This is a genomic window from Streptomyces sp. P1-3 (assembly GCF_050613155.1).
Lineage (GTDB): Bacteria > Actinomycetota > Actinomycetes > Streptomycetales > Streptomycetaceae > Streptomyces.
Window position 1 is genome coordinate 166,980 of record NZ_CP192512.1, and the last position, 25,044, is coordinate 192,023.

A 25,044-nucleotide genomic window follows, 5' to 3' on the forward strand; every position below is an offset into this window, starting at 1 on the left:
AGCGCATTCCAGCCCTCTCAGGGCCGAGTGGCTCAGGCCGCGTCGAGTTCTTCGAGTAGCTCCCAGGTGAGCGCGTCGACCGGACGGCTGTCGGTCTCGCTCTCCTCGCTGGAGGTGTTCACCATCATCACCGCCGCCGTCCCGCTCTCCCGGCTGAACGCCGCGCAGGTGCTGAATCCGCCGGTGCCGCCGTTGTGCCAGGTCATGGTGCGGCCGGTGGGCAGCGGGCTGAGGTGCCAGCCGAGGCCGATCCGCAGATCGCTGTCGGGGTCGGGGGCGGTGAAGTGGGGCCGCTGGGCCAGTTCGATCGCCGCCCGCAACGGCGAGCGATCCGGCCGGAGTTGCGCGCCCAGAAAGCGCACCATGTCGTCGGCGGTGCTGTACATCGAGGTGCCCGCGGCGCTGAGCACACGGTCGCGCCAGTCGGGGACGGGCTCTCCTTCGAGATGGCCGACGGCCTTGCGGGCCGCCATGTCCGGCCGCAGTGTCGTCGTCGTGTCCGGCAGCCGGAGCGGGGAGGTCACGGTGCGCCGCAGCATCGCGTCCACGTCACCGAAGGCCAGTGCCTGGCCGAGCAGTCCGAAGCCCAGGTTCGAGTACGCGTACGCGCTGCCCGGCTCGGTGGCCAGTCTCGTATCCCGCAGGCCGGCAGCCAGACCGTCCAGCGTGTAGTGGGCGTACGGATCGTACGGATCCGCTCCCGCGAGGAGGTTCGGCGGCAGCGAGGGCAGACCGGAGGTGTGGGTCGCCAGATCGCCTAGCGTGATCCGCCGGGGGCCCTTGCGCGGGATACGGAACCGGGCGGGCAGGGCGAGCGGCGCGTCGAGGCGGGTCGCGCCCGCGCATACGGCGCGCGCGAGGGCGGTGGCGGTGAGCGTCTTGCCGATGGAGCCGAGCTGGAACACCGTCCTTCCGTCCGGCGCCGCCCCGCCCGCGCTTCCCTTACCGGCGCCCGCGACGTATGTACGACCGCCGTGGATCACCCCGCAGACCACGCCGGGACTGCCGGCGGCCAGCGCCCGGTCCAGATAGTGCCGCACCCGGGCGGGCAGACCGCCGTCCGCGGCGGCGGTTCCGGACAGCAGCGGTACGCTCGCCGCCGCTGTCGCTGTCGCCATGGTCAGAAATATCCGTCGGTCCATGGGTCACTCCCCCGTCGTTCCTTCTGCCGGCCTGCCTGCCGGCTTTCCTGTTGGCTTTCCTGTCGGCACCACCGCGGACAGCAGCACGAGCAGCGGCACCACCCGGCCCGCGGGCACCTGGTAGTGGCCGCGCCTCTCGGCCTGGAGCCAGCCGGCCGCCGTGAGCTCCTTGAGATGGTGGTAGAGCTGGCCGGTGGAGTTCAGGGCGGCAGCCTCCTGCAATTCCGCCGCCGACCGGGTGCCGCGCAGCACCGCGCGCAGCAGGATGAGCCGCACCGGATGCCCGAGCGCGGCGTACGGCGCGGAGTGTTCCGACCAGTCCGCCTCCAACAGCCCTTCCGTCGCCGCACCCTGCTGCCATTCGTAGTGCTCGCCGGTGGGCAGGTCCACCGCACCGGTGAAAAGCACCTGCCCGCTCCCCGTGAGTCGCCGACGAAGCCCCTCAAGAGCCCAGAACACCTCGTTCCGGGGCACGTCCGGCCCGGACTCCAGCCGCGACACCCGTTCTTCGAGCGCGTCGACCCGCTTTTGGAGGGACTCGTCAACCACGAGCCCCGACACTACGTTATTCCGGAATAACAGAGCAAGGCCTCAAGATCCTGACGGTTCGCCACCTCGCGCCGGATGCGCCTGGCTTCGGGGACGCTCGCACGGCAGGTGCGTGGTAGGCGTAGGGGCTTGGCACGGGTGGATCTTGGTGCGTCGTGCGTTTACCTGCGAGGTAATCGCACGGACCTGTCGACGCTCGCGAGAATGGTGATCTCCCCGCGCCAGTAGACGCGGGGTGCCAGATCGGAGGATCAGCCTTGTCGTCAGCCATACCCACGACCACCCGCGCCGCGGTGGAGGAACTGCTGCGCCGGATCGGCGAGGGCGACCCCGAGCGCATCGCGGAGCTGTACGCCGAGCAGGCCGACTGGAAGCTGGACTGGCCAGAGGCCGAGCACGGCCGTACCGCCACCCCGTGGATCCGCCACCGCTCCACCCGCGCCGACGCCGCAGCCCACTACCGCGACCTTGCCGAGCACCACGTGCCCGGGCAGGCGGCTACCACGATCGAGCGCATCCTCATCGACGGCGACGACGCCGTCGTGCTCGGCGAGATCCGCCAGACCGCCCGTTCCACCGGACGCGCCTACCGCGCTCGGTTCGCTCTGCACCTCACGATCGAACACGGCCTTGTCACCCGGCATCACGTCTACGAAGACAGCCTTGCCGTCGCCCAGGCGTTCGATGCGGAAAGGGCCGGCGAGGATCGCTGAGGCACGCACGGAGCCGCGCACGCAGCGCACGCCCGAGGTGATGGCGGCGATCCCCACAGGCAGGACCAGGAGCCGCACCGTGTCACAGCCCGCTCATGGACACCCTCGGTGCGATCTCCGGCCTGCTCACAGCGGCTTCGCCCCGTCCGTCTTGCGGCCGTCCACGAACGTGGCCACGACGTGTATGTCACCGATGCGCGAGGGGCTGACGCGCCGCGGATCGTCCCCCAGCACCACCAGGTCGGCGCGCTTGCCCGGGGTGAGGCTGCCCGCGCTGTCGTCCCAGCGGCAGGCGTACGCTCCGGCGACGGTGTACGCGCGCAGGGCCTCGTCCACGGTGATGCCCTCGTCCGGACCGATCGCCTGGCCCGACGAGGACGCGCGCTCGACCATGAACTGGATGGCCCGCAGCGGTGAGCCGTCTGTGACGGGACGGTCGGAGCTGCCCACGAGGGTGATGCCGTGATCCAGGAACCCCCGACCCCGGTACATCCACGGCGCCCGCTCTTCGCCCATGATCGAGGCGTAGTCGTCGCCGAAGTAGCGCAGGAAGTTCGGCTGGATCACCGCGCTCACATCAAGCCGTGCGAAGCGCGGCAGCTGGTCGGGCCGGATCAGGCCGGCGTGTTCGATGCGGTGCCGGGCGTCCGGGCGCCGCCGGATGCGTTGTGCCCGTTCCAGGGCGTCCAGGGCGAGGTCGGCTGCGCGGTCGCCGATGGCGTGGACGGCGAGCTGCCATCCGGCGAGGTGGCCGTCCACGATGGTGTCCGCGAGGCGCTCCGGGTCGTCCTGGAGCTGCCCGGTGTGTTTCATGCCGGCGTACGGGGTCGTGAGCGCGGCGGTGCGGGCCATCATGCCGCCGTCGGTATAGATCTTGAGCGCGCCCACGGAGAGCCAGTCGTCGCCGAACCCGGTGCGCAGGCCGAGGTCCAGGGCGCGGGGGATACCGTCGGCCTCATGGGCGGCGAGGGGCCGCAGGGTGTCGGCGGCCGCCATGAGCTGCACCCGCAGGGGCAGGCGACCCTGATCGCGCAGGAGTTGGTAGGCGCCCGCCTCGATCGGGCTGTGGCCCAACAGGCCGCCCCCGATGCCCGCCTCGGCGCAGGCGGTGACCCCCTCGGCCAGGCACGTCCGGGCGGCGTACTCGATCGCGTCCGCGAGCTCCTCCTGGGAGTACGGCAGACGCAGCCGCCGGGCGGCGGCCATGGCACCCTCGGCCAGGAAGCCCTCCCGGTGCGGAACGTCGGCCGGAAGCAGATCCAGGACGGCACTGTTGACCACACAGGCGTGTCCTGAGTCGTGCATCATGAACACCTTGCGCCCATGGCTGACCTGATCCAGCTCGGCGGCAGTCAGATGGCGTCCCAGAGCTCGCTGGTCGTACCCGCCGATATCCACCCAGGCGCCCGGCGCACCTTTCCGGGAGGCGGCCTCTTCCACGACCGCGAGCACGTCCTCGACCCGCTCGCACGGTGCCACACTCGGCGCGCTCGCCTTCAGACCGGTCCAGGCCAGGTGCACATGGCTGTCGATGAACCCGGGGAGGACAGTGGCACCCTGAAGGTCGATCACCTCGTCTGCCGGAAGTGAGGCCACCGCGTCGTCCAGTCCCACGATCCGTCCGCGCCAGATGCCCAGGTCGTGGGCGACCGGATGGTCCGGGTCCATGGTGAGGATGTTCGCGTTCGTCAGCCTCGTGGTAAGCATGGGCGGTTCCCTCCTGGAGGGTGTCGGTCACGGCGGTGTGCCCGGCCACGGCGGGGCGCTTGGGGGGGGCGGGCACTGGCCGAGGCGGCGCGCGACCTCGCGGGAACGCCTAGCGGGGCGTGCCGATCTCGTCGGCGAGCTGCCGGGCCTCGTCGGTGGCGGACTTCAGACGCCGGTCGAGGATCGACTCCAGGATCTCGCCGACCCTGATCGCGGTGTTCGACAGCAGGGACGACGTGATGCCGTGCGTGTGCTCGGTGCCGCCCTGGAGGTAGATGCCGCACCGCAGTGCGGGGTCGGTCGTGACGCGGTAGTCGCGCTCGACCCGGACCCGGCCCTCGTCGTCGCGGTGGCAGTACCCTTCGACCTCGCCGAGAAGGCCGGCGGCGTCCGCGGGCCGGTAGCCCGTGGCGTACACCACGACGTCGGCGTCCAGCGGGGTCTCCTCCCCCGTGACCAGCGACTCGACCGTTGCCCGGACCCGGTCCGGGGCCTCGACCACGTCGGTGAGCCGCGACACGTTCAGGAACCGCAGCCGCTCCGTGCCGAGGACCTTCTCCTGGTACGACTGGCGGTACAGGTCATCGATCAGGTCGATGTCCACCACCGAGTAGTTGGTGTTGCCGTGGTAGCCGATCAGCTTGCGCTTGATCTCGTCCGGGGCCGTGAAGTACTCGTCGACCGCCGCGGGATCGAAGATCCGGTTGGCGAAGCTGCTGTCGTCGGCCGGGCTGTAGCCATAGCGGGAGAAGACCGCGCAGACCTCGGCCTCGGGGAAGCGCCGGTGGAGGTACGCCACGTTCTCGGCGGCGCTCTGGCCGGCGCCGACCACGATGAAGCGGGACGGGCTGGTGCCCTCCAGGCTGTCCACCCGTGTCAGCAGGTCGGAGTTGTGCCAGACCCGGTCCGTTCGCTGGACGCCCTCGGGCATGTACGGCCGCAGGCCCGTGCCGATCACGAGGTTGCGGGCCCGGTGGACCACCAGCTCCGATCCCGAACGGGCCGTCACATCCACGTACTCCGCGACTCCGTCGCGCACGACGGGCCGCACGGCGACCACCTCGTGCCCGTAGGACACCATGTCGTCGACCTTCGCCGCGGCCCACTCGAAGTAGTCGTGGAACTCCACCCGCAGGGGGAACAGGTTCTTCTGGTTGATGAAGTCGATCAGCCGTCCCTCGCTCTGCAGGTAGCACAGAAAGCTGAACTCGCTGGCCGGGTTGCGCAGCGTCACCAGGTCCTTGAGGAAGGACACTTGCATGGTCGCGTCGTCGAACAGCATGCCGCGGTGCCAGCCGAAGCGCGGCTGCCGCTCGAAGAAGTGAGCAGTGACCGCCTCCTGCCTGCCGATGCGTGCGTTGTGCTCACTGAGTGCTATCGCCATGGCCACGTTGGACGGCCCGAAGCCGATGCCTATGAGGTCGTGGATCACCGGTGCGTCGCCAGGAAGGGCCTGTGACATGTCACTCCATCGTGCGGGACAGCGCCTGTCAGGCGTCGAAGAGAGTCGGGAGGAGGGCACGCCGACGAGCGGCGTCCCAGCAGAACTTAGGCAAAGCTAACCTGATCTGGCCAACCTGTCGACACGTCAAAAGCAGATAAGTCGTAGTTCATGACGGCAATCACGCTGGGGATCGGGCGCGTTGCACCCTTAGGTAAGGCTTGCTTTACTTGGCCCTGATCGATCGCTCTTCAGAGGAGGAACCCGATGCGGGTCGTCATGTTCGGCTATCAGACCTGGGGCCACCGCACCCTGCAAGCGCTCCTGGACTCCGAGCACGACGTGGTGATGGTCGTGACCCACCCCAAGAGCGAGCACGCCTACGAGAAGATCTGGAGCGACTCGGTCGCCGACCTCGCCGCAGAGCACGGTGTTCCGGTACTGATCCGCAACCGCCCGGACGACGAGGAGCTGTTCGAGCGGCTCAAGGACGCCGACCCGGACATCATCGTGGCCAACAACTGGCGGACGTGGATTCCCCCGCGGATCTTCAACCTGCCCCGCCGCGGCACGCTCAACGTCCATGACTCGCTCCTGCCCGCATACGCCGGCTTCTCCCCGCTGATCTGGGCCCTGATCAACGGCGAGCCCGAAGTGGGCGTCACCGCACACATGATGAACGACGAGCTCGACGCCGGTGACATCGTGCTCCAGCGGGCCGTGACGGTCGGGCCGACGGACACGGCCACCGATCTGTTCCACAAGACCGTCGACCTCATCGCCCCGGTCACGACCGGCGCGCTCGGCCTCATCGCCTCCGGACAGACGGAGTTCACCAAGCAGGACCGGTCAAAGGCGAGCTTCTTCCACAAGCGGTCCGAGGACGACATCCGGATCGACTGGAACTGGCCCGCACAAGACCTGGAGCGCCTGGTCCGGGCCCAGTCCGCCCCGTACCCGAGCGCGTTCACCTTCCACAAGGGCAAGCGTCTGGAGGTCCTGGCCGCGGTCGTGTCCCAGGGCCGTTACGGCGGTACTCCCGGCCGCATCTTCTACCGCGAGGGTGACGGGGTGGTGATCGTCGCCGGAGCCGACGCGCGCACCGGGCGCAACCACGGCCTGGCCATCACGCGCGTACGCACCGAGGACGGCCACGAGATGCCCGCGACCGATTACTTCCCCTCGATGGGCGGCTACCTCACCAGCCGTCCCTGACGAGCTGCGTTCCGCCGACTGATCCACCGGTGCCCCGCCATGGCCCCGGGGCACCGGTCGTCGCCGCCGTGCGGATCTCGTTCCGCACGGCGGCGATGCTTTTTCGGCGAGCGCGGCATCGCCCCGTCGACACGAACCAGCCGCCGAGGCGGCTACCGGCGGCGGGAGGCCAGCGCGAGGGTCTCGAGCAGCGGAATGGTGCGGGACCAGCCGAGGCAGGAGTCGGTGACGCTGAGGTCAGGGCGAAGTGTTTCCGCCGCGGGGTCCTGCCTGCCATCGGACAGGAAGGACTCGATCATGACACCGGCCAGGGAGGGGTCGCCGTCGCTGATCTGCTGGGCCAGATCGGCGATGACGGCAGGCTGGCGGTTGTGGTCCTTGCCGCTGTTGCCGTGTGAGGCGTCGACGACGATGCGCTGAGGGAGGCCGGCTGCCGCGAGGGCCGAGCGGGCCTGCGCCACGCTCGCCCTGTCGTAGTTGGGGGTCGGGCCGCCGCGGAGCACCAGGTGGGTGTCGGGGTTCCCGGTGCTGTGGAGAGTGGCGAGGCGGCCGTCGAAGGACACGGCGGGGAAGGTGTGGGGGTGGGCGGCGGCCTGGATGGCGGCGACGGCGGTGTCGGTACGGCCCGATACGCAGTTCTTCATGCCGACCGGCATGGGAAGCCAGGAGGCCAGGTGGCGGTGCGGCTGGCTGGCGACGGTTCGCGCGCCGATGGCGGCCCATGACACCGTGTCGGCCACGTACGGGGCGAGGACGGGGTCGACGAACTCGTAGGCCAGGGGCAGACCCGTGGCGGCGGCCTCGGTAAGGAAGGACCGGCCGAGGCGCAGACCGGTGGCCAGGTCGCCCTTGTCGTCGAGCGTGGGAGCGGTGAGCAGGCCGGTCCAGCCGGTGACGGTGCGGGGCTTCTCCAGGTAGGCGCGGAGGACGATGACCAGGTCGTCGGCGAAGCGTCGGGCGGCGGTGGCGAGCAGGCCGGCGTACTCCAGCGCGGCGGTGGTGTCGTGGACCGAACAGGGGCCGACGACCACGAGCAGACGAGGATCCCGGCGGGCGAGGACGGCGGCGATGGTGTCGCGATGGTGGGCCACGGCTTCGGCTGTCGCCTGGGGCAGGGGGTGGGCTGTGGCGAGATCGGCCGGTGTGGGCAGTGGGTGCATCATGACTTCCTGACGTGGGTTCGGGGCAGCCTCGTGGCCCCGGCGGCGGCGAGCAGGCAGAAACCGAGCACCCACCAGAAGGTGTCGGCGAAGGCCCAGGAGATGTCCGGGCCGCGGGCGGCCAGCCGGTTCTGGAGGACCACGGCGAGTGCCGCGGTGCCGACCGAACCGCCCACGGTGTTGAGCAGGTTGAGCGCTCCGGCCGCGCGGGGCAGGTGTTCGGGCTCGATGCGGCTGTAGACGATGTTCATCACGGGCGCGCCGATCATGGCCATCCCGACGCCCCGGACCGCCAGCGCCGCGGCGATCACGAAGTCCGAGGGTTGATGGCCGAGTTGGGTGAACGGGACCGTCCCCGCGAGGATCAGCCCGATGCCGGTGACGACCAGGGTCCGCGGCGCGACCTTGTCGATGGTGCGGTTGACGAGGACCGACCCGGCCGCCGCGCCGAGCCCCTGGGGGGCGAGCAGCAGGCCCGCCTCCCACGCCGAAAGGCCGCGGCCGGTCTGAAAGTACAGCGGCAGCAGGAACATCGTGCCGAACACCGACGCGCCCAGTACGAGCAGCGCGAGGGCGGCGGCGCCGAAGGGCGGCCGGGTGAACAGCCGGGGGTCGACCAAGGGGGTGGCGCGGGTGCGCAGGCCGTGGATGGTGAAGGCGATCAGCATCGCCAGGCCCGCCGAGACGCCGAGCGCGGCCGGGAGGGTGCGGCCGTGGGCGACCTCGGTCAGCCCGAACACCAGCACGGCAAGGCCGGGCGAGAGCAGCGCCGCCCCCCGCAGGTCGAACGCCGTCCGCTGCGGTGCCGGCGGCACCTCGGGGACGTACCGGCGGGCGAGGAGGATCGCGGCCGCGCCGATCGGCAGGTTCACCAGGAACAGCCACGGCCAGGGCGCCACGGCCAGGATGGAGCCGCCGACCAGCGGGCCGAACACCGGGGAGAGGAGGGGGACGACCGAGACGATGCTGATCACCCGCCCGGTGCGCTCCTTGCCCGCGATGCGGGCGAGGAGCGCCTGTCCGGTGGCGGGCAGCAACCCGGCGCCGAGGCCCTGGACCACCCGGAACACGATCAGGCTGGTCGCCGACCAGGCCAGCGCGCACAGCAGCGAGCCGAGCAGGAACACGCCGACGGCGGCGAGCCAGGTGCGCCGGCCGCCGAACCGGCCGGCCAGCCAGCCGGACGCGGGCACGGCGGCCACGACCGCCAGCAGGTAGGCGGTGGAGACCCACTGGATCTCGGTGACGGAGGCGCCGAAGTCCTCCGCCAGGGTGTCGATGCCGACGCTGACGATCGTGGCGTCGATCGTGGCCATGAAGGTGCCCAGGACCAGGATGAACGCGATCCGCAGGAGGTCCGCGTCGACCTTGGCGGGCGGTGGTGCGGTCTTCTCGCTCACCGTCGCTCCAGGAGGTCGAGCACGTCGGCGTCGAGGTGGCCGCCCAGGGTGCGCAGCAGGCCGAGCAGTTCGGCGGCCAGACCGTCGACGTCCACCCCGGCCCGGTGGGCGAGCACGCCCGTCCAGCCGTCGCCGTCCGGCATGACCGTCAGGGTCACCGGGTGGTGGGTGGCCTCGCGGAAGCGGGTCCCGACGACGGTCAGCCCGGGGGCGGGTTCGCGGAGACGGTCCGGGTCGACCGGGTAGTTCTCGAACACCACGAGGCTGTCGAACAGCCTCGCCCGCCCGGTCAGCCGTTCCAGGTCGGTGAGGGCGACGTGGTGGTGCTCGACCAGTGTCCGCTGCCGGGCCTGCAGGTCCGCGAGCGTCTCGGCGAGCGTGCCGTCGAGCCGTGCCCGTACGGGAACGGTGTTGGCCAGCAGACCGATGATCTCCTCGACCCCCTCCAGCTCCGGCGGACGGCAGGCGACCATGGCGCCGAAGCAGACGTCGGCGCGGCCGGAGCGCCGTGCCAGCAGCACGGACCAGGTGCCCTGCACCAGCGTGTTGAGCGTCAGGCCGCGCCGGGCGGCGAGGTCGGTGAGGTCGGCGACGAGGGCCGCGTCGAACTCGATGAGCTCGGGCTCCTGCCAGGTTGGGCCGGGATCGGCGGCGCCCACCAGGTAGTCGCCCTCGGGCAGGCCGTCCAGCTCGGCGGCCCAGGCGCCGAGATCGGGTTCGTGCTCGGCGCGCCAGTTCAGGTAGTCGGCGAACGGCACCGGTGCGGGCAGGTCCGGCTCCCGGCCCTGGACGCGCGCGGTGTAGAGGGTGAACAGCTCGGTGAGCATGCGCGGGGCCGACCAGCCGTCGGAGAGCACGTGATGGCTGGTCAGGACCAGGTCGGCGTGCTCGGGGCCGCGGCGGATCACGGTCAGGCGGACGAGCGGGCCCTCAGCGAGGTCGAACGGCTCGGCCAGATCGGCCGCCAGCACCTCGTCGGCGGGCCCGTCGGACACCCGGAAGTCCGGCCGGGGCGACTCGGGGATCATCGCCAGGTCGGCGGGGAACACCGCGCCCAGGTTCGGGTGGCGGGCCAGCAGGTCCGCACCCGCGGCCCGCAGGGCCTCGATGTCGAGCGGACCGGCAAGGGAGAACGTCGACTGCACGGTGTACGGGTCGGGGCGCTCGGTGCGCGAGTGCCGCAGCATCACCTCCTGGAGCGGGGTGAGCGGCTGGACCTCGGCGACCGGGCGGTCGCCGCCGAGCGCGCTGATCTCCGGTGCGGCGGCGGTGCGCTCGGCCGCGGTCCGCAGGTGCTCGGCGAGCTCCTCGATCTCGGCTGCGTTGAACAGCGCGGACGGCCAGGTGATCCGGATCCCGAGTGCGTCATCGCGTACCAGGGCGTTGACCATCAGGCTGTGCGGCAGGGGCAGTTCGCCGGTGCCGCCGGAGCCGAGCGGGTCGGCGTCCGGGGCCGGCTGCCACGGCGTCTCGTCGGTCGGGGCGCCGGGGAACTGGCCGAGGTAGTTCCAGGCGACCTCCGGCTCCACGGGGTCAAGCAGACCCGCCGAGGTGAGGATGCCGTAGCCGAGGCCGTCGCCCTGGGCGCGCAGCCGCTCCCTGACCGCCCGCACGTCGTCGCCCGCGTCGAGCCGTACGGGGTGAACGGCGGTGAACCAGCCGACGGTCTGGGACAGGTCGACCTGCGGCGCGCGGCCGTGGCTCTCCAGCGCGACCAACAGCTCCGGCGTTCCGCGCCAGGCACGTATCGCCTGGGCAAGCGCCGTGAGCAGCACGGCGTCCGGTGTGGTGCGGTTGGCGGCGGGCAGGGTCGTGATCAGGGCACGGGTCGCGTCGGCGTCGAGCCAGATCTCGTGGTGCGCCGCGGTGGCCACGGTGTCCCGGGTGGGGTCCAGCGGCCGGGTGAGCGCCCGGGTGGCGGTCATCCGCTGCCAGTGCGGCAGTTCGGCCCGCCGGTCGGCGTCGCGCAGCGAACGCGCCCAGCCGAGGAACGACTGGCCGTGCCGGGCCAGCGCTCCACCGGAGTAGGCGTGTTCCACGTCGTCGAGCAGGACGCGCCAGGAGACGCCGTCGACGACCAGGTGGTGGGCGATCAGGACGAGCCTGCCCGGACGGTCGGGCCCGGCGTCCACCCACACCGCGCGCAGCAGCGGACCGGTGCGCGGATCCATCGACTCGCGGGCCGCGGCGACGTGGGAGTCGATCAGGTCGCGCAGGTCGTCCGTCGCCTGTACGCGGGTCAGCACCTCGGCTCCGGTCACGGCGCCGACCGGCGGGACGCGCAGCACGTCGCCGGCCAGATGGGCCCGCAGCGCGTCGTGACGGGCCAGGAGCGCGTCGAGCACGGCCCGCCAGGTCGTCTCGTCGCCGCCCGGCGGGACACAGATCTCCACCCACTGGCAGAACCCGTCCGCGGCGGACCCGGCGCGGCGCAGCAGGTCCCGCATGATCGGGGTCAGCGGTGCGTCCCCGGTCGCGGGTGCCGTATCGCCGTCCAGGGCGCGGGCGCGCGCCGCGATGCCGGCGACCGTCTCTCCTTCGAACACGTCCCGCGCGGTCAGGCCGAGGCCTTGGCGCCGGGCCCGTGAGACCACTTGCAGCGACACGATGCTGTCGCCGCCGATGGCGAAGAAGTCGTCGTCGGGGCGGATGTCATCGGTGCCCAGGACGTCCTGGAACACGCCGAGCAGAACCGCCTCGGCCTCGGTGGCGGGCTCGCGGCGCGCGGCGACCGCGGTCTCGGGGGCGGGCAGCGCGGTGGGGTCGAGCTTGCCGCCGGGGGTCAGCGGCAACCGGTCGATCTCCACGAACGCCGTCGGCACCATATGGTCGGGCAGTTCGCCTGCCAGATACTCGCGCACCTGCGCGATGTCCAGGTCGGCGCCGTCGGTCGGGATGACGTAGCCGACGAGCCGGTCCTCGCGCACGATGACCGCGCTGGCGCGGACGTCGGGGTGGCGGGTCAGCGTGGACTCGATCTCGCCCAGCTCGACCCGGAAGCCGCGGATCTTGACCTGGTGGTCGACGCGGCCGAGGAACACCAGCTGTCCGTCGGGCCGCCACCGCACGAGGTCGCCCGTGCGGTACATCCTCCCTCCTTGCCCTCCCCCAGACTCCGTCCGGGGGGACCCCCAGGGCAGCAGGGGCCCATCCAGCGCGCCAAACGGGTCGGCGACGAAGCGCTCGGACGTCAGGCCGGGGCGGCCGAGGTAGCCGCGGGCCACGCTGGGTCCGCCGAGGTAGAGCTCGCCCGTGACGCCGACGCCGACGGGCTGGAGCCCGCCGTCCAGGACGTAGGCGCGGACGTTGGGGTCGGGGCGGCCGATCGGCAGCGGCCCGGCGTCGTCCGGGTCGTAGCGCCAGGTCACGGAGTTGATGGTGACCTCGGTGGGGCCGTAGGCGTTGAACAGCGCCTTGCGCCCCCTCCCCCAGCGGTGGGCCAGCTCGGGGTCCAGCCGCTCGGCGCCGACCATGAAGAACACGTCGGGGTCGACGGTGCGGTCGTCGGGCATCGCGGCCAGGAATGACGGCAGCAGGTTGACTCCGGTCACCCGGTGCTCGGCGATGTAGTCGAGGAGTTCGTCGCCGGGGACGCGCACCTCCTCGGGTGCGATCACGGACGTGCCGCCGGACAGCAGCGGCACCATGGTCTGCCAGAACGCCACGTCGAAGCTGGTCGAGGCGAAGTGCAGGTACCGGTCGTGCTCGGTGATCCCGACGACCTCCTCCTGGAGGGCGATCAGGTCGGGTACGCCCCGGTGGGTCACGCCGACGCCCTTGGGGCGCCCGGTGGTGCCGGAGGTGTAGATGACGTAGGCGAGCGCGTCTTCGGTGAGCCTGGCGCGCGCCTCGGCGGGGTCGGTGTCCGGTGCGGACGCGAGCGTGGCCGGGTCGTCGAGCCGCAGGACCGGGATGTCGCGGTCGGCGGGCAGTTCGGCCCCGGTCGTCACGGCGGCGGCCGGGGCGCTGTCGTCGAGCATGTACGCCAGCCGGTCCCGTGGGTAGCTCGCGTCCATCGGTACGTACACCGCGCCCGCCTTGGCCACGCCGAACAGTGCCACGGTCATCTCGACGTCACGTCCGAGCAGGACCGCGACCGGGTCCTGGGGCCGTACCCCGCGCTCGATCAGCGCATGGGCGAGCCGGTTGGCCTGCCGGTCGAGTTCGGCGTAGCTGAGGCTGCGGTCGCGGCAGACCAGGGCCTCGGCGTCGGGCTTGTGGCGCACCCAGGCGGCGAACTCGTCCAGCCAGTGGCCGCGGGCCTTGGCGGGGACGACCTCGGTGCCGGTACGCAGCATCCGCTCCCGCTCGTCGGGATCGAGTGCGGGCAGCCGGATCGCGGGCCGTGCCGGGTCGTCGACGATCTCCCACAGGAGGTTGTGCAGCCAGCGGCCGTAGTCGTTCACGGTCGCCTCGGCGAAGGCGCGCGGCTGGTAGCCGAGGCCGATCGTGATCTCGTCGTCGGGAATCACGATCACGGTCAGCGCGTAGTGCGTGGCGTCGGTGATGTCCACCCCGGCCAGGTCGAGGCCGGGGGCGAGCGGGGTGCGCTTCCGGCTGGACAGCGGGAAGTTCTCCATCACCAGCATCGTGTCGAACAGCTCACCGACGCCCACCGCCCGCTGGATCTCGGGCAGGCCGACGTGGTGATGCTCGGTCAGGGCGACGCTCTCGGCGTGCACGTGCGCCATCAGGTCCCGCGCGGTCTGGTCCTGGGTGTGCCGGACGCGCACCGGGATCGTGGTGCCGAGCTGGCCGACCATCGACTCCACGCCGTCGACTTCGGCGGGCCGCCCGGACACCGGGCAGCCGAACACCACGTCGCGGCGTCCGGTGAGCCTGCCCAGCAGCAGGCCCCACGCCGTCTGGAGCACCGTGGTCAGGGTGACGCCCTGTTCGCGGGCGAACGCGCGCAGCCGGTCGCTGAACGCGCGGCCCAGCCCCACGGTCACGCGGCCGGGCCGCTCGACGCCGGTCTCGGTACTCGCGGGTGCCAGTCGCGTCGAGTCGTCGACGCCGGACAGAGCGTCCCGCCACGCGGCAAGCGACGCCTCCCGGTTCCGGCCCGCCAGCCAGCGGAAGTACTCCGACAGCGGCGGGGCGGCGGGAGCGGCGGGGCCGCCGCCCAGCTCGGCGTAGATGGCGAGCAGGGTGCGGCCGACCAGCGGCATCGACCAGCCGTCGAGCAGGGCGTGGTGGTTGGTGATCACCAGCTTGTGCTCGTCGGGGCCGATACGGGACAGCAGGAAGCGGATCAGCGGCGGCTTCGCCGGGTCGAAGGGCCGCGCCAGCTCGGCGCGGGCGGCCTCTTCGAAGCGGTCGTCCTGCCGCCAGTCCAGGGCGACGTCGGCCGGGATCACCTGCACCACGTCGTCCCCTGCCGTGCCCAGGTAGACGCGCAACGCCGGGTGGCGGCACAGCAGTTCGCGCGCGGCCTCGGCCATGCGGTTCGGGTCGAGTTCACCGACGAGGGTGGTCACGGCTTGGACGACGTAGACGTCGGTGTCCTGGTCGTCGCGGACCAGGGTGTGGAAGGAGAGCCCGACCTGGAGGGGGGTCGCGGGCAGCACGTCGGCGATGCGGCCGGTGCGTTCGAGGGCGTCGATCGCGGCCTGGTCGAGGTCGACCAGCGGCAGGTCAGAGGGGGTGAGCCCGCCGGTGGTGTGGCGCGCGTGCTCGGCCAGCGCTTCCAGGGCCTCGGCCCAGGCGGTCTGGAGGGCCGCCACGGCGTCGGTGCCGAGCACCTCGGTCGCGGCCGTCCACTCGACGGCGAGCTGCGGGGCGCCTTCCTCGTGGACGAAGCAGTTGAGGGCGAGGACCTGTTCGAGAGCCTTGGTGTCGGGCTCGACGACCGAGAAGGCGTCGCGCTCCGGCAGGCGCCAGCCCGCCGCGGGCAGCGCGGCGAACCGGCCCAGGTAGTTCAGGAGTACGTCCGGCGGAGGGGCCGACGTGAACTCGGCGTCGACCGCCGGGTCGAGGGAGCGCAGCACGCCGTAGCCGATGCCGCCGTCGGGAACGCCGCGCCGAGCCTCCTTGGCCGCGCGCAGCACCCGCCCCACGTCGCCGACGGCGGGAACGCGCACCGGGTACTCGCTGGTGAACCAGCCGACCGTGCGGGCCAGGTCGAGGTGTTCGCGGCCGTGGCCTTCCATCGTGACGGTCATCGCGTCGCCGGACACGCCCCAGTCCCGCAGGGCGAGCACGAGCGCAGCGAGCAGGACCTCGTCGACGCCGGCGCGGTAAGCCGCGGGCAGCGTGGTCAGCAGCGCCTCGGTGACCTCGGGCGAGGCCACGGTGACCGACCGGTGGGCGGTGGACACGGTGTCCCGCGTCTGGTCGAGGGGCCGGGCGCCGATGCGGGACGAGGCGGCGAGCGCGGTGCGCCAGTGGTCGAGTTCGCCCCGTCGCGCGCCGGATTCCCCCTGATCGGCGAGCAGCATGGCGTGCCGCCGCCACGACGTCCCGACCGGATCGAGAGAGCCGCCCGTGCAGGCCGTGTACAGGTCGGGCAGCAGGATGCGCCAGGACACGCCGTCCATGGCGAGGTGGTGTACGACGATGACCAGTTGGTCCGGCGTGTCGTCGCCGGACCGGAGCAGAACTGCCCGCAGCAGGTCGCCCGACCGCGGGTCGAGTTCCCCCGCCAGTCGCCGGGCCAGCGCGGTCACGCTCTCGCCGTGGGCCTCGCCGACGACGGCCCGCACCGCGCCGCTGGGCAGTACTTCCAGGCCGTCGCCTGCCCGCAGCCGCAGCGCGTCGTGGTGGTCGAGCACGGCCTGCACACCCGTGGCCAGGTCGTCGTAGGCGAGTTCGTCGACACGCAGGGCGGTCCACTGCGCGTAGCCGGCGACGACGTCCACGTCCGGATGCGGGTCGAGCAGGCCGCGCACGATCGGCGGCGCGGGCACGGGCCCGGTCGGGTCGTCCACCGGCTCGGGAACGTCCTCCACCAGCCCGGCGGAGGCGGCCAGAGCGGCGAAGCTGCGGCGCGCCAGCAGATCCCGTGGCCGCAGCTCGACGCCCATCGCCCGCAGTCTGCTGCTGACGGTGATCGCGGTGATGCTGTCGCCGCCGAGCGCGAAGAAGTCGTCGTCCACGCCGACCCGTTCGAGCTCGAACGCCTCGGCGAGTACGGCGCACAGCAGCCGCTCCCGCTCGGTGCTCGCCTCCCGGCCGCCGCCGGTGGCGGCGGGCGCGGGCAGGGCGGCGCGGTCGAGCTTGCCGTTGGGCGTGACGGGCAGTTCGTCCAGGACCACCACCGCCGCGGGCACCATGTGCTCGGGCAGCCGCTCGGCCAGCTGGGCGCGGACCTCGTCGCCGGTGACGGAAGCGGACACGACGTAGCCGATCAGGCGCGAGGAGCGCACCACGGCCGCCGCCGACGTGACGCCGGGCACCGCGCCGAGCGCGGCCTCGACCTCGCCGGTCTCCACCCGGTGGCCGCGGATCTTGACCTGCCCGTCGCCGCGGCCCAGGTACTCCAGGCCCCGGCCGGGCACCCACCGGGCCAGGTCGCCCGTGCGATACATCCTCCCTCCTCGCCCACCCTCGGGCAGGAGGGGCCCACCCGGCGCGCCGAACGGGTCGGCGACGAAGCGCTCGGCGGTCGCCCCGGGCGCGCCGAGGTAGCCGCGGGCCAGGTGCGGCCCGGCCAGGTACAGCTCGCCCGCCGTGCCGTGCGGCACCGGCTGCAGCGCGTTGTCAAGGACGTAGATCCGGGTGCCCGCGAGTGGGTGGCCGATCGTCGGCTCGTCGCCGTCGATCCGAGCGGTGGTGCTGTCCACGGTCGCCTCGGTCGGCCCGTACATGTTGCGCGCGGTGATCCCCGACTCGGCGACCCGCCGCCACAGCGCGGGCGGGGTGGCTTCCCCGCCGAGGACGAGGAGCGTCGGGCGGCGGTCGAGGAGGCCGCCGTCGATCAGGGGCGCGGCCATCGACGGCGTCGTGTCCACGATGTCGATGCCGTCGCGGGCGTACGCGGCAAGCAGGGCGTCGGCGTCGCGGGTGGTCTCGGCGTCGTACACGTGCAGTTCGTGCCCGCACAGCAGCCACACCAGGTGGTCGAACGCGGAGTCGAAGGCAAACGAGTAGGTGTGGGCGGCGCGCAGCCGCCTGCCCGCGGCCCGCTCGGCCTCCGCGACGACCGTCGACCGCTGGTGGTGCAGCAGCCTCGCCAGGCCGCCGACGCGGCCGAGCACGCCCTTGGGGCGTCCGGTCGAGCCGGAGGTGTGGATCACGTAGGCGAGGTGCTCGGGGTGGCGGGGCGCGGCCAGTTCGCTGCTCTTCAGCGGCGCGCCGGACAGCGCGGCGGCCTCGTCGAGCAGGGTGGCCCAGGGCAGTCCGTCGACGGTGCCGTCGGTGAGGACGAGCGCGGGGCGCGCGTCGTCGATCAGTTCGCGCAGCCGCTCGACGGGGTGCGCGGCGTCCAGCGGCAGGAACGCGGCGCCCGCGTCCATCACCGCGAGGAGCGCGACCACGGAGTCGGCCGAGCGCGGCAGGGCGAGCGCCACGATGTCGTCGGTCCCGATGCCGCGGGCCCGCAGCGCGCGGGCCAGCCGGTGCACCCGGTCCGCCAGTTCGGCGGCGGACAGCCGGTCGTCGCCGCTCACCAGGGCGGTGCGCCCAGGGTCGGCATCGACCATGGCGTCGAAGGCGGTGGGCACGTCGATGGGGGTGCCGGGCACGGCGGGCGGCGCCCAGTCCGCGAGAAGTGCGGCCACGTCGTCGGTGAGGGCGATCTGCCCGACGGGCTGCCCGTCGGTGAGCCCGGTCAGCAGGGCGCGCAGCCCCGAGAGCTTGGCGTCGACCATGGACTGGTCGGTGCCCCTGGCGTCGACCTCGAAGCCGAGCAGCAGTCCCCCGTCGCGGGTCGGCAGGACGCTCAGGCCCATGTCCTCGGGCGGTCCGCCCGCGACGTTGCGCATGACGCCGGTGGACCCGGCGAAGTCCATCGCCAGGTCGAACGCCTTGAGATTGATGCCGCGTCCGTGCAGCAGCGCGCCCGCGCCGGGCACGCCGAGGTCCCGGGGGAGGTCCTCGCCGCGGTAGCGCTGGTGGTCGCGCATCTCCTTCATGGCGGCGGCGACCCGCTTGCTCAGTTCCCCGAGCCCGTCGCCGGGCTGGACGGTGACCCGCAGCGGCAGCACGTTGACCGCCATGGCGGGGGTGCGCAGCTCGGTGGAGCCGGTGCGGCACATCAGCGGCAGCGCGAACACCACGTCGGTGCGGCCGAGCACGCGGTGCAGGAAGGCGGCGTATCCGGCGATGAGCGCCTCGCCCCAGGTGACGCCCTGCTGGTTGGCGAACTCGCGCAGCCGGGCCGTCTCCTCGGGCGGCAGGACGGCGCGGGCGGTGAAGGTGCTCTCGGGCGGCCCGGCCGAGGTGTCCGTCTCACCGAGGTCGGGCAGGGGGGTGAACCGCTCGACCCAGTAGGCGCGGTCCTCGGTGAACTTCTCGCTCTCCCGGTAGGCCAGGTCGGCGGCGACCAGGTCGGCGAAGGACCCGAAGGTCAGCTTGGGCACGGCGGTGCCGCGCACCTGGGCGGTGTAGCGGGCGGCGGTGCGGCGGGCGAGCATCGCGGCGGTGTAGCCGTCGAAGACCAGGTGGTGGCCGAGCTGGGTGTACCAGACCTCGCGATCGGAGAGCTTGATGACGGTACGGGAGTAGAGCGGGCGGTCCACCATCTCCCGGCACGCCTCGCCCGCGCGCGCCCGCTCGGCGACCACGAGTGCCTCGGCGGCGGCCGCGGGGTCGGCTTCGTCGCTGAGGTCGACGACCCGGGGCGGCTCCACGGGCTCGTCGCCGATCCGCTGGCGCGGTCCTTCCGGGGTGTCGTACACCCGCAGCCGCAGGGTCTCGGCCTCCTCGGTGGTCGCCCTCACCGCCTCGACCAGCGCGTCCACGTCGACCGGCTCGCCGCCGGATATCTCCACCACGTCGCCGACCAGGTAGTACGGCGAGTCCGGCTCGAGGCGCTGCGCGTTCCAGATGCCCAACTGGGCGCTGGTCAGGGCGAGCAGTCCGTCCGGGGACACGCTTGGGGTGCTCAACTCACTCTCCTTGCAGGGTGGGGACGACCATCGGCGTGTCCGTCACCGGGTCGGGGATGATGACGCTCGGCAGGTCGAAGACGTCCTTGATCAGCCCGGCGTCCACGATGTCCGTGGGATCGCCCTCGGCGACCACCCGGCCGTCCTTCATGGCGACCAGATGGTCGGCGAACCGGCAGGCCTGGTTGATGTCGTGCAGGACGGCGATGACCGTGCGGCCCTGGTCGCGCAACGTGGCCAGCAGGCCGAGCAGTTGGTACTGGTGGGTGATGTCCAGGAACGACGTCGGTTCGTCGAGCAGCAGGTAGGGCGTCTCCTGGGCGAGCACCATGGCCATCCACACCCGCTGCCGCTGTCCGCCGGACAGCTCCTGCACCGGCCGGTCCGCCAGCTCGGTGACACCCGCGGCGGCCATCGCGCCGGTGACGGCCTCCTCGTCTTCCTTCGACCACAGGGCGAGGAGCGACTGGTACGGGAACCGTCCCCGGCCCACGAGTTGACGGACCTTGATGTCGTCGGGGGCCTGCGGGTCCTGCGGCAGGAAGCCGAGCTGCTTGGCCAGGGCCTTGGCCGGGTAGCCGCCGACCTCGCGGCCGTCGAGCTCCACGTGCCCGCTGTCGGGGCGCAGCAGCCGGACGAACGCGCGCAGCAGGGTCGACTTCCCACAGCCGTTGGGCCCCACGATGGCGGTGAACGCGCCGTCGGGGACGTCGAGGCTCAGCCGTGTGGACACCACCCGGTCTCCGTAGCGCAGGGTGATCTCCCGCGCGGTCAGGCGTGCGGTCATGCTCGCCTCACCTCCTTGGTCAGCAGCCAGATCAGGTAGCAACCGCCGATCGCGGTGCTCACCACGCCCACCGGCAGCGCGACGGGCGCCAGCAGCATCTGGGCGAGCAGATCGGCGCCTTGGAGCAGCACCGCCCCGGTCAGCGCGGCCGGGAGCAGCGGCACTCCGGCCGCGCCGGCGAGCCTGCGGCCGATCTGGGGGGCGGCCAGGGCGATGAACGCGATCGGCCCGGCGACCGCGGTCACCGTGGCCGTGCAGCCGACGCCGACCAGCACCATCAGCAGCCGCAGCCGGTCGAGTCCGACCCCGGTGGTCACCGCGATCGCGTCGCCGAGCGATGCCTGGTGCATGGCGTGCGCCCGCGTGGCCATCAGGGTCAGCAGCACGGCGATCACCGAGAACGGAATCCCCAGGTCGTCCCAGCCCACGCCGTTGAGTGAGCCCGCGCTCCAGCCGACCGCGGCGATCGCCACCTCCAGCTCGGCGCGCAGCACGATCCATGAGTTGATCGCGGTCACCATCGCGTTGACCGCGATGCCGATCACCACCAGCCGCAGCCCGGAGAAGCCCCGGTCGAACGACAGCAGGTAGATCATGGCCGCGACGACCAGCCCGCCGAGCACCGAGCCGGCGGCCAGTTGCGCGGATGTGCCCGACAGCACGGTGATGGCGACCAGGGCGCCGGTGTAGGCGCCGGCGTCGAGGCCGATGACGTCCGGGCTGCCCATCGGGTTGCGGGTGAGGTTCTGGAAGACCGCCCCGGCCACACCGAGCGCGGCGCCGAAGACCAGGGCGGCCAGCACCCGCGGCAGCCGCCAGTCCCAGATGACCACGGAGGGCTTGGCCCCGGTCAGTACGGCGAACACCTCGCCGGGGGTGGACCAGGTCGCGCCGTAGCACAGCCCGAGCAGGCCCAGGCCCAGCACCAGGGCGACCAACACCGCGACGAGCACCACCGTGCGGCGTTCGGCCCGCAGTCCGAGCGCGTTCACAGCGATCCCGCCCCGTAGCGGCGGACGGCCCAGATCAGCATGGGGCCGCCGAGAAACGCGGTCACGATGGCCACCGGCACCTCGCCGGTGGGCAGCAGCACCCGCGACCCGATGTCGGCGACCAGCAGCAGGATCGGACCCAGCACCATCGTGTAGAGCATCAGCCACGGCACCGAGCCCGCCGCGGGCCTGCGGGCCAGGTGCGGCACGATCAGCCCGACGAACAGGATCGGCCCGGCCACCGCCGTCGCCGCCCCGCTGAGCACGGTGATCAGCACCAGCGCGGCGGCCCGTACCCGGGCCACGCCCGCACCCAGCGTGTGCGCCACGCTCTCGCCCAGCGCCAGGGCGTTGAGCGCCCGGCTCAGCAGCAGCGCGCCGAGCAGGGACACCCCGATCGCGGTCAGCGGCAGGGCCAGCGGTGCCTGTTCGCGGGCCGCCAGCGACCCGACCGACCAGAACCGGTACGCGTCGAAGAGGTCCGGGTGCATCAGCCGCATGCCCATCGCGACGCCGCTCAGCACCGCGGTCAGGGCCACGCCGGTGAGCACCAGGCGCAGCGGCGAGAGTCGCCCGACCGCGGCGACCAGCAGCGCCGCGAGCACCGAGCCGACGATCGCGCAGCCCAGCTCGCCCGCCTGCCCGGCGGCCAGGCCGAGCCCCGAGCCGAGGGTGATGGCGAACCCGGCGCCCGCGGTGACCCCGAGGATGCCGGGCTCGGCCAGCGGGTTGCGGGCCAGCGTCTGGATCAGCGCGCCCGCCACCGCCAGCGCGGCGCCCACCGCGATGGCCAGCAGCGCGCGGGGCGCCCGGACGTCCCGCACGATCACGTGGTCGTCGGTGCCCTGGAAGTCCAGCAGCGCGCGCACGACCTCGGCGGGCGGGATCGAGCGGGCGCCGACGCCGATGCTGAGCACGGCGACCGCCGCCAGCAGGACCAGTCCGCCGACGAGCAGGCCGACCTGGGACACGGCCCGCCTGGTTCCCGCCGCCTCGGACGCGCGGCCTGCGACGGTCACCGCTTCAGCAGCGGCGCGAACGACTTGTCGATCGCGTCCAGGGTCTGCATGGCCTGCCCGTAGGTCGCGGCCTCGGTGTAGCGGATCGGGAAGGTCTTCCCGGCCTTGACGGCGGGCAGGTTCTTCCACAGCTTCGAGTCCATGGCGTACTGCACCGCCTCGGGGACGCTGCCGTCGGCCTTGACCGAGTAGGTGATGGCGTCCGCCTCGCGGAGCGAGGCCGGGAGCTCCTCGATGGACGGGTACTCGCTGACCGAGCGCGAGCCGGGGCCGGACTCCTTGACCTTGCCGTAGTACTTCGCGCCGACGTCCTCGGCGACGTTGGTGCCCCACGAACCGCCGAACTCGCGCTGGAAGGTGCCCTTGGCGACCTCGCCGTACGAGCCGATGTGGCCCAGCTTGAGCTGGGGCAGCACCGCCTTGTACTTCTTGGCCAGCTTGGCGGCCTTGGCCTTGTACTCGGCCTGCGTGGCGTCGAACTGCTTGAGCGCGCCGGCGGCGTCGGCCTGCTTGTGGGACAGCTCGCGCCACGCGGACGGCGCGGTCGGGCCGATCGCCACGACCGGGGCGATGGACTCCAGCCGCTTGACGTCGATGTCGCCGAGCACCGGGGCGGGCACGCCGATGACGATCAGGTCGGGGTCGGCTTCGGCGACGGCCTCGTAGTTGGTCTCGGCCGCCTGCTCGCCCGCCACCTTGGGGAGCTTCTTGTAGGTGGCCAGGTCCTCCTTGCTCATCATCGGCTCCCCGCGCTTCCATGACGAGATCCCGACCAGCGGCGCGTCGGCCTCGATCAGGGCGGGCACGGCATAGCCGGTGGCCACCACGCGCTTGGGGTCGGCGGGGATGGTGATCTTGCCGTTGTCCGCGGCGAACACCCGGGTCTTGCCCTTCGCGGAGGCGTCCGCCCCGCCCCCCGACCCGCACCCGGTCAGGGCCAGGGCGAGGGCCAGGGCACCGACCAGGCCCGACGATCTACGTATGAACATGCGAAGCTCCTTGATACTCAATGCTTTTGAGGCTTGACGGCGTTGCTCAGCCAAGGCTTGACGGCCTTTGGGGTGGGGTGACCGGGCAGGGGTACGGCGTCTGTCCCCGGCCGGCCCGCCGGGCGGTCAGTGGTCGTCGTCGTCGAAGTCGGCGACGCCGCGCTTCCAGTAGCCGGTGATGTCGTGGTCGGCCTTCTCCAGCCGCAACTCGTCGCGGACCCAGCGACGCAGCGGCTTGATCTGCCCCGCCTCGCCCGCGGCCCACACGTACACCCGCTCGCCCTCGGGCACGGTCACCACGGTGACGGCCCGTGCCAGCGCGTCGCCGGTGCCCGCCGGGCGGTCTCCGCGGTGCAGCCAGCGCACCTCGACGCCCTCGGGCGCGGCCAGCTCGATCTCCTGGGCGGCGTCCGCGACCTCGACGAACGCCCAGCCCTTAGCGCCCCTGGGCAGCTCCTCCAGCCAGCGCGCGATCGCGGGCAGCGCCGTGATGTCGCCCGCGAGCAGGTAGCGGTCGTAGGCGTGCGGGACGATCAGCCCGCCGGGCGGCCCGGCGACGTGCACAACGGCGCCCGGCTGGACCGCACTCGCCCAGTCCGACGCGAGGCCGCCGTCGTGCGGAGCGATATCGATATCGATCTCGCCCGCGACCGGGTCGTAGCGGCGCACGGTGTACTCCCGCGAGGTGGGCGCCGGCCGCGGCCAGCGCAGCATCGTCCCGTTCGGCTCGGGCAGACGCAGCGAGCCGTCCGGCTCCGGGAAGATCAGTTTCACGTGCTCATCCGGCGAGTGGGCCTCGAACCCCTCGACTCCCGGCCCGCCCAGGGTCACCCGCAGCAGGCCGGCGCCGACCATGGCGGTGCGCACGACCTCGGTCTCCCGGATGCGGATCGGGTAGCCCACCTTCTCGGCGTGGCGGCCGACCCGGACCTCCGCGATCCGGTCCAGGTGCCGGTGCCGGTGGTCCACCCGGGTCATGCGGTCCCACCGGTCAGCAGCGCCGTCCAGTGCGCCAGTTCGGGCCGCTCCGCCAGGTCGGGGAACTCCAGTGTGGTCGCCCCGTCGGCGCGCCAGCGCTCGACCAGGGTCATGATCCGCACCGAGTCCAGGCCGAGGTTGACCAGGTCCTCCTCGGGCGCGATCTCGGCGGGGTCGCAGTCCAGCAGCTCCGCGACGTCGGCGCGGATACGCTCGGGCGACAGGGGCTGGTTCATCGGGTGGCTCCTGCGGGGATCGGCTCCGACAGCGCGGTCAGCGCGTCGGCGGTGGTGGTCACGACGCCGCAGCGCTGGGCGACGTACTCGCACGCCTGGTCGTGGCGTTCGCGGGAGAAGTCGGCGACTGCGTCGGCTACCAGGAACGGCTGGACGTCGCGCATGAACGCCTCCACAGCGGTGGCCTGGCAGCCGATGTGCGCGTAGACGCCGGTGATCAGCAGTTGGTCACGGCCCAGCGCGGCCAGCTGCTCGGCGAACGTGCTGCGCTGGAACGCGCTGTAGCGCCACTTGACCAGTACGGTGTCGGCCTCGGCCGGGGCGAGCGCGGCGACGATGTCCACGGCCTTCGGGTCGGAGTCGATCACCGCGCCGATGCCGTCGCCCCAGAACTCGGTGAGCAGCCCGCGGTCCGCGGCGTCCTGCCTGCCTGGCTGCGCCGTGTAGAAGACCGGAATCCCCCGCTCACGGGCGAGCTCGGTCAGCCGCGCGATGTTCGCGGTCATCTCGGGCACCGGCGCCCCGGCGTACGGCGCCAGGAAGTAGCGCTGCATGTCGTGGACCAGCAGGGCCGCGCGGGCCGGATCAGGCCGCCATCCGACCCGCCCCGCGGGCAGCTCGGCGGCCGCGGGCAGCGGATAGGGCCGGATCTCGGGCAGGGACACAC

At 72.5% G+C, this 25,044-nt stretch carries 16 protein-coding genes; 2 read left to right on the forward strand and 14 right to left on the reverse strand.

Annotated features, from left to right (window positions below; genetic code table 11):
* Nucleotides 1–32: 32 nt before the first annotated feature.
* On the reverse strand, nt 33–1,118 hold the full coding sequence (locus ACQUSR_RS00715; protein ID WP_431040547.1) for a serine hydrolase domain-containing protein: 1,086 nt from the start codon (nt 1,116–1,118) through the stop codon (nt 33–35).
* A 27-nt stretch (nt 1,119–1,145) separates the two neighbouring features.
* Complete coding sequence (locus ACQUSR_RS00720) at nt 1,146–1,691, reverse strand: ArsR family transcriptional regulator (RefSeq protein ID WP_431040548.1); 546 nt, start codon at nt 1,689–1,691, stop codon at nt 1,146–1,148.
* 257 nt (nt 1,692–1,948) lie between these two features.
* On the opposite strand from ACQUSR_RS00720, the gene ACQUSR_RS00725 reads away from it, so the two are divergent.
* Complete coding sequence (locus ACQUSR_RS00725) at nt 1,949–2,404, forward strand: nuclear transport factor 2 family protein (protein ID WP_431040549.1); 456 nt, start codon at nt 1,949–1,951, stop codon at nt 2,402–2,404.
* A 126-nt stretch (nt 2,405–2,530) separates the two neighbouring features.
* On the opposite strand, the gene ACQUSR_RS00730 is transcribed toward ACQUSR_RS00725, so the two are convergent.
* Nucleotides 2,531–4,111, reverse strand: a complete 1,581-nt coding sequence (locus tag ACQUSR_RS00730) for an amidohydrolase (RefSeq protein ID WP_431040550.1) — start codon at nt 4,109–4,111, stop codon at nt 2,531–2,533.
* A gap of 109 nt (nt 4,112–4,220) precedes the next feature.
* A complete protein-coding gene (locus tag ACQUSR_RS00735; RefSeq protein WP_431040551.1) occupies nt 4,221–5,573 on the reverse strand; it encodes a lysine N(6)-hydroxylase/L-ornithine N(5)-oxygenase family protein in 1,353 nt (450 codons plus the stop codon).
* Between the two features lie 246 nt (nt 5,574–5,819).
* On the opposite strand from ACQUSR_RS00735, the gene ACQUSR_RS00740 reads away from it, so the two are divergent.
* Complete coding sequence (locus ACQUSR_RS00740; RefSeq protein WP_431040552.1) at nt 5,820–6,767, forward strand: methionyl-tRNA formyltransferase; 948 nt, start codon at nt 5,820–5,822, stop codon at nt 6,765–6,767.
* Between the two features lie 152 nt (nt 6,768–6,919).
* Here the strand turns inward: ACQUSR_RS00740 and ACQUSR_RS00745 are convergent, their stop codons facing one another.
* From ACQUSR_RS00745 to ACQUSR_RS00790, 10 genes are all read right to left on the reverse strand, one after another.
* Nucleotides 6,920–7,930 carry a 3-deoxy-7-phosphoheptulonate synthase gene (locus ACQUSR_RS00745; RefSeq protein WP_431040553.1) on the reverse strand — a complete coding sequence of 337 codons (1,011 nt, stop codon included), beginning with the start codon at nt 7,928–7,930 and terminating at the stop codon, nt 6,920–6,922.
* Entirely contained in the window at nt 7,927–9,327 is a 1,401-nt protein-coding gene (locus ACQUSR_RS00750) for an MDR family MFS transporter (protein WP_431040554.1), read from the reverse strand. The genes ACQUSR_RS00745 and ACQUSR_RS00750 overlap by 4 nt, the downstream gene beginning before the upstream one ends.
* Nucleotides 9,324–19,376 (reverse strand): amino acid adenylation domain-containing protein, encoded by a 10,053-nt coding sequence (locus ACQUSR_RS00755; protein WP_431040555.1) that lies wholly within the window; start codon nt 19,374–19,376, stop codon nt 9,324–9,326. The genes ACQUSR_RS00750 and ACQUSR_RS00755 overlap by 4 nt, the downstream gene beginning before the upstream one ends.
* 1 nt (nt 19,377) lies before the next feature.
* Nucleotides 19,378–20,163: an ABC transporter ATP-binding protein gene (locus tag ACQUSR_RS00760; protein WP_431040556.1), complete on the reverse strand. Its 786-nt coding sequence runs from the start codon at nt 20,161–20,163 to the stop codon at nt 19,378–19,380.
* Nucleotides 20,160–21,155 (reverse strand): FecCD family ABC transporter permease, encoded by a 996-nt coding sequence (locus ACQUSR_RS00765; protein WP_431040557.1) that lies wholly within the window; start codon nt 21,153–21,155, stop codon nt 20,160–20,162. Before ACQUSR_RS00765 ends, ACQUSR_RS00760 begins: the two co-directional genes overlap by 4 nt.
* Nucleotides 21,152–22,174: a FecCD family ABC transporter permease gene (locus tag ACQUSR_RS00770; protein ID WP_431040558.1), complete on the reverse strand. Its 1,023-nt coding sequence runs from the start codon at nt 22,172–22,174 to the stop codon at nt 21,152–21,154. Before ACQUSR_RS00770 ends, ACQUSR_RS00765 begins: the two co-directional genes overlap by 4 nt.
* Nucleotides 22,171–23,163, reverse strand: coding sequence for an ABC transporter substrate-binding protein (locus ACQUSR_RS00775; RefSeq protein ID WP_431040559.1), 993 nt, complete (start codon nt 23,161–23,163; stop codon nt 22,171–22,173). The genes ACQUSR_RS00770 and ACQUSR_RS00775 overlap by 4 nt, the downstream gene beginning before the upstream one ends.
* A gap of 126 nt (nt 23,164–23,289) precedes the next feature.
* Nucleotides 23,290–24,141: a siderophore-interacting protein gene (locus ACQUSR_RS00780; protein ID WP_431040560.1), complete on the reverse strand. Its 852-nt coding sequence runs from the start codon at nt 24,139–24,141 to the stop codon at nt 23,290–23,292.
* The gene (locus ACQUSR_RS00785; RefSeq protein WP_431040561.1) at nt 24,138–24,377 is read right to left on the reverse strand and encodes a phosphopantetheine-binding protein; all 240 of its coding nucleotides are present in this window, start codon (nt 24,375–24,377) and stop codon (nt 24,138–24,140) included. The genes ACQUSR_RS00780 and ACQUSR_RS00785 overlap by 4 nt, the downstream gene beginning before the upstream one ends.
* The gene (locus ACQUSR_RS00790) at nt 24,374–25,042 is read right to left on the reverse strand and encodes an isochorismatase family protein (protein WP_431047303.1); all 669 of its coding nucleotides are present in this window, start codon (nt 25,040–25,042) and stop codon (nt 24,374–24,376) included. Before ACQUSR_RS00790 ends, ACQUSR_RS00785 begins: the two co-directional genes overlap by 4 nt.
* Nucleotides 25,043–25,044: the final 2 nt, after the last annotated feature.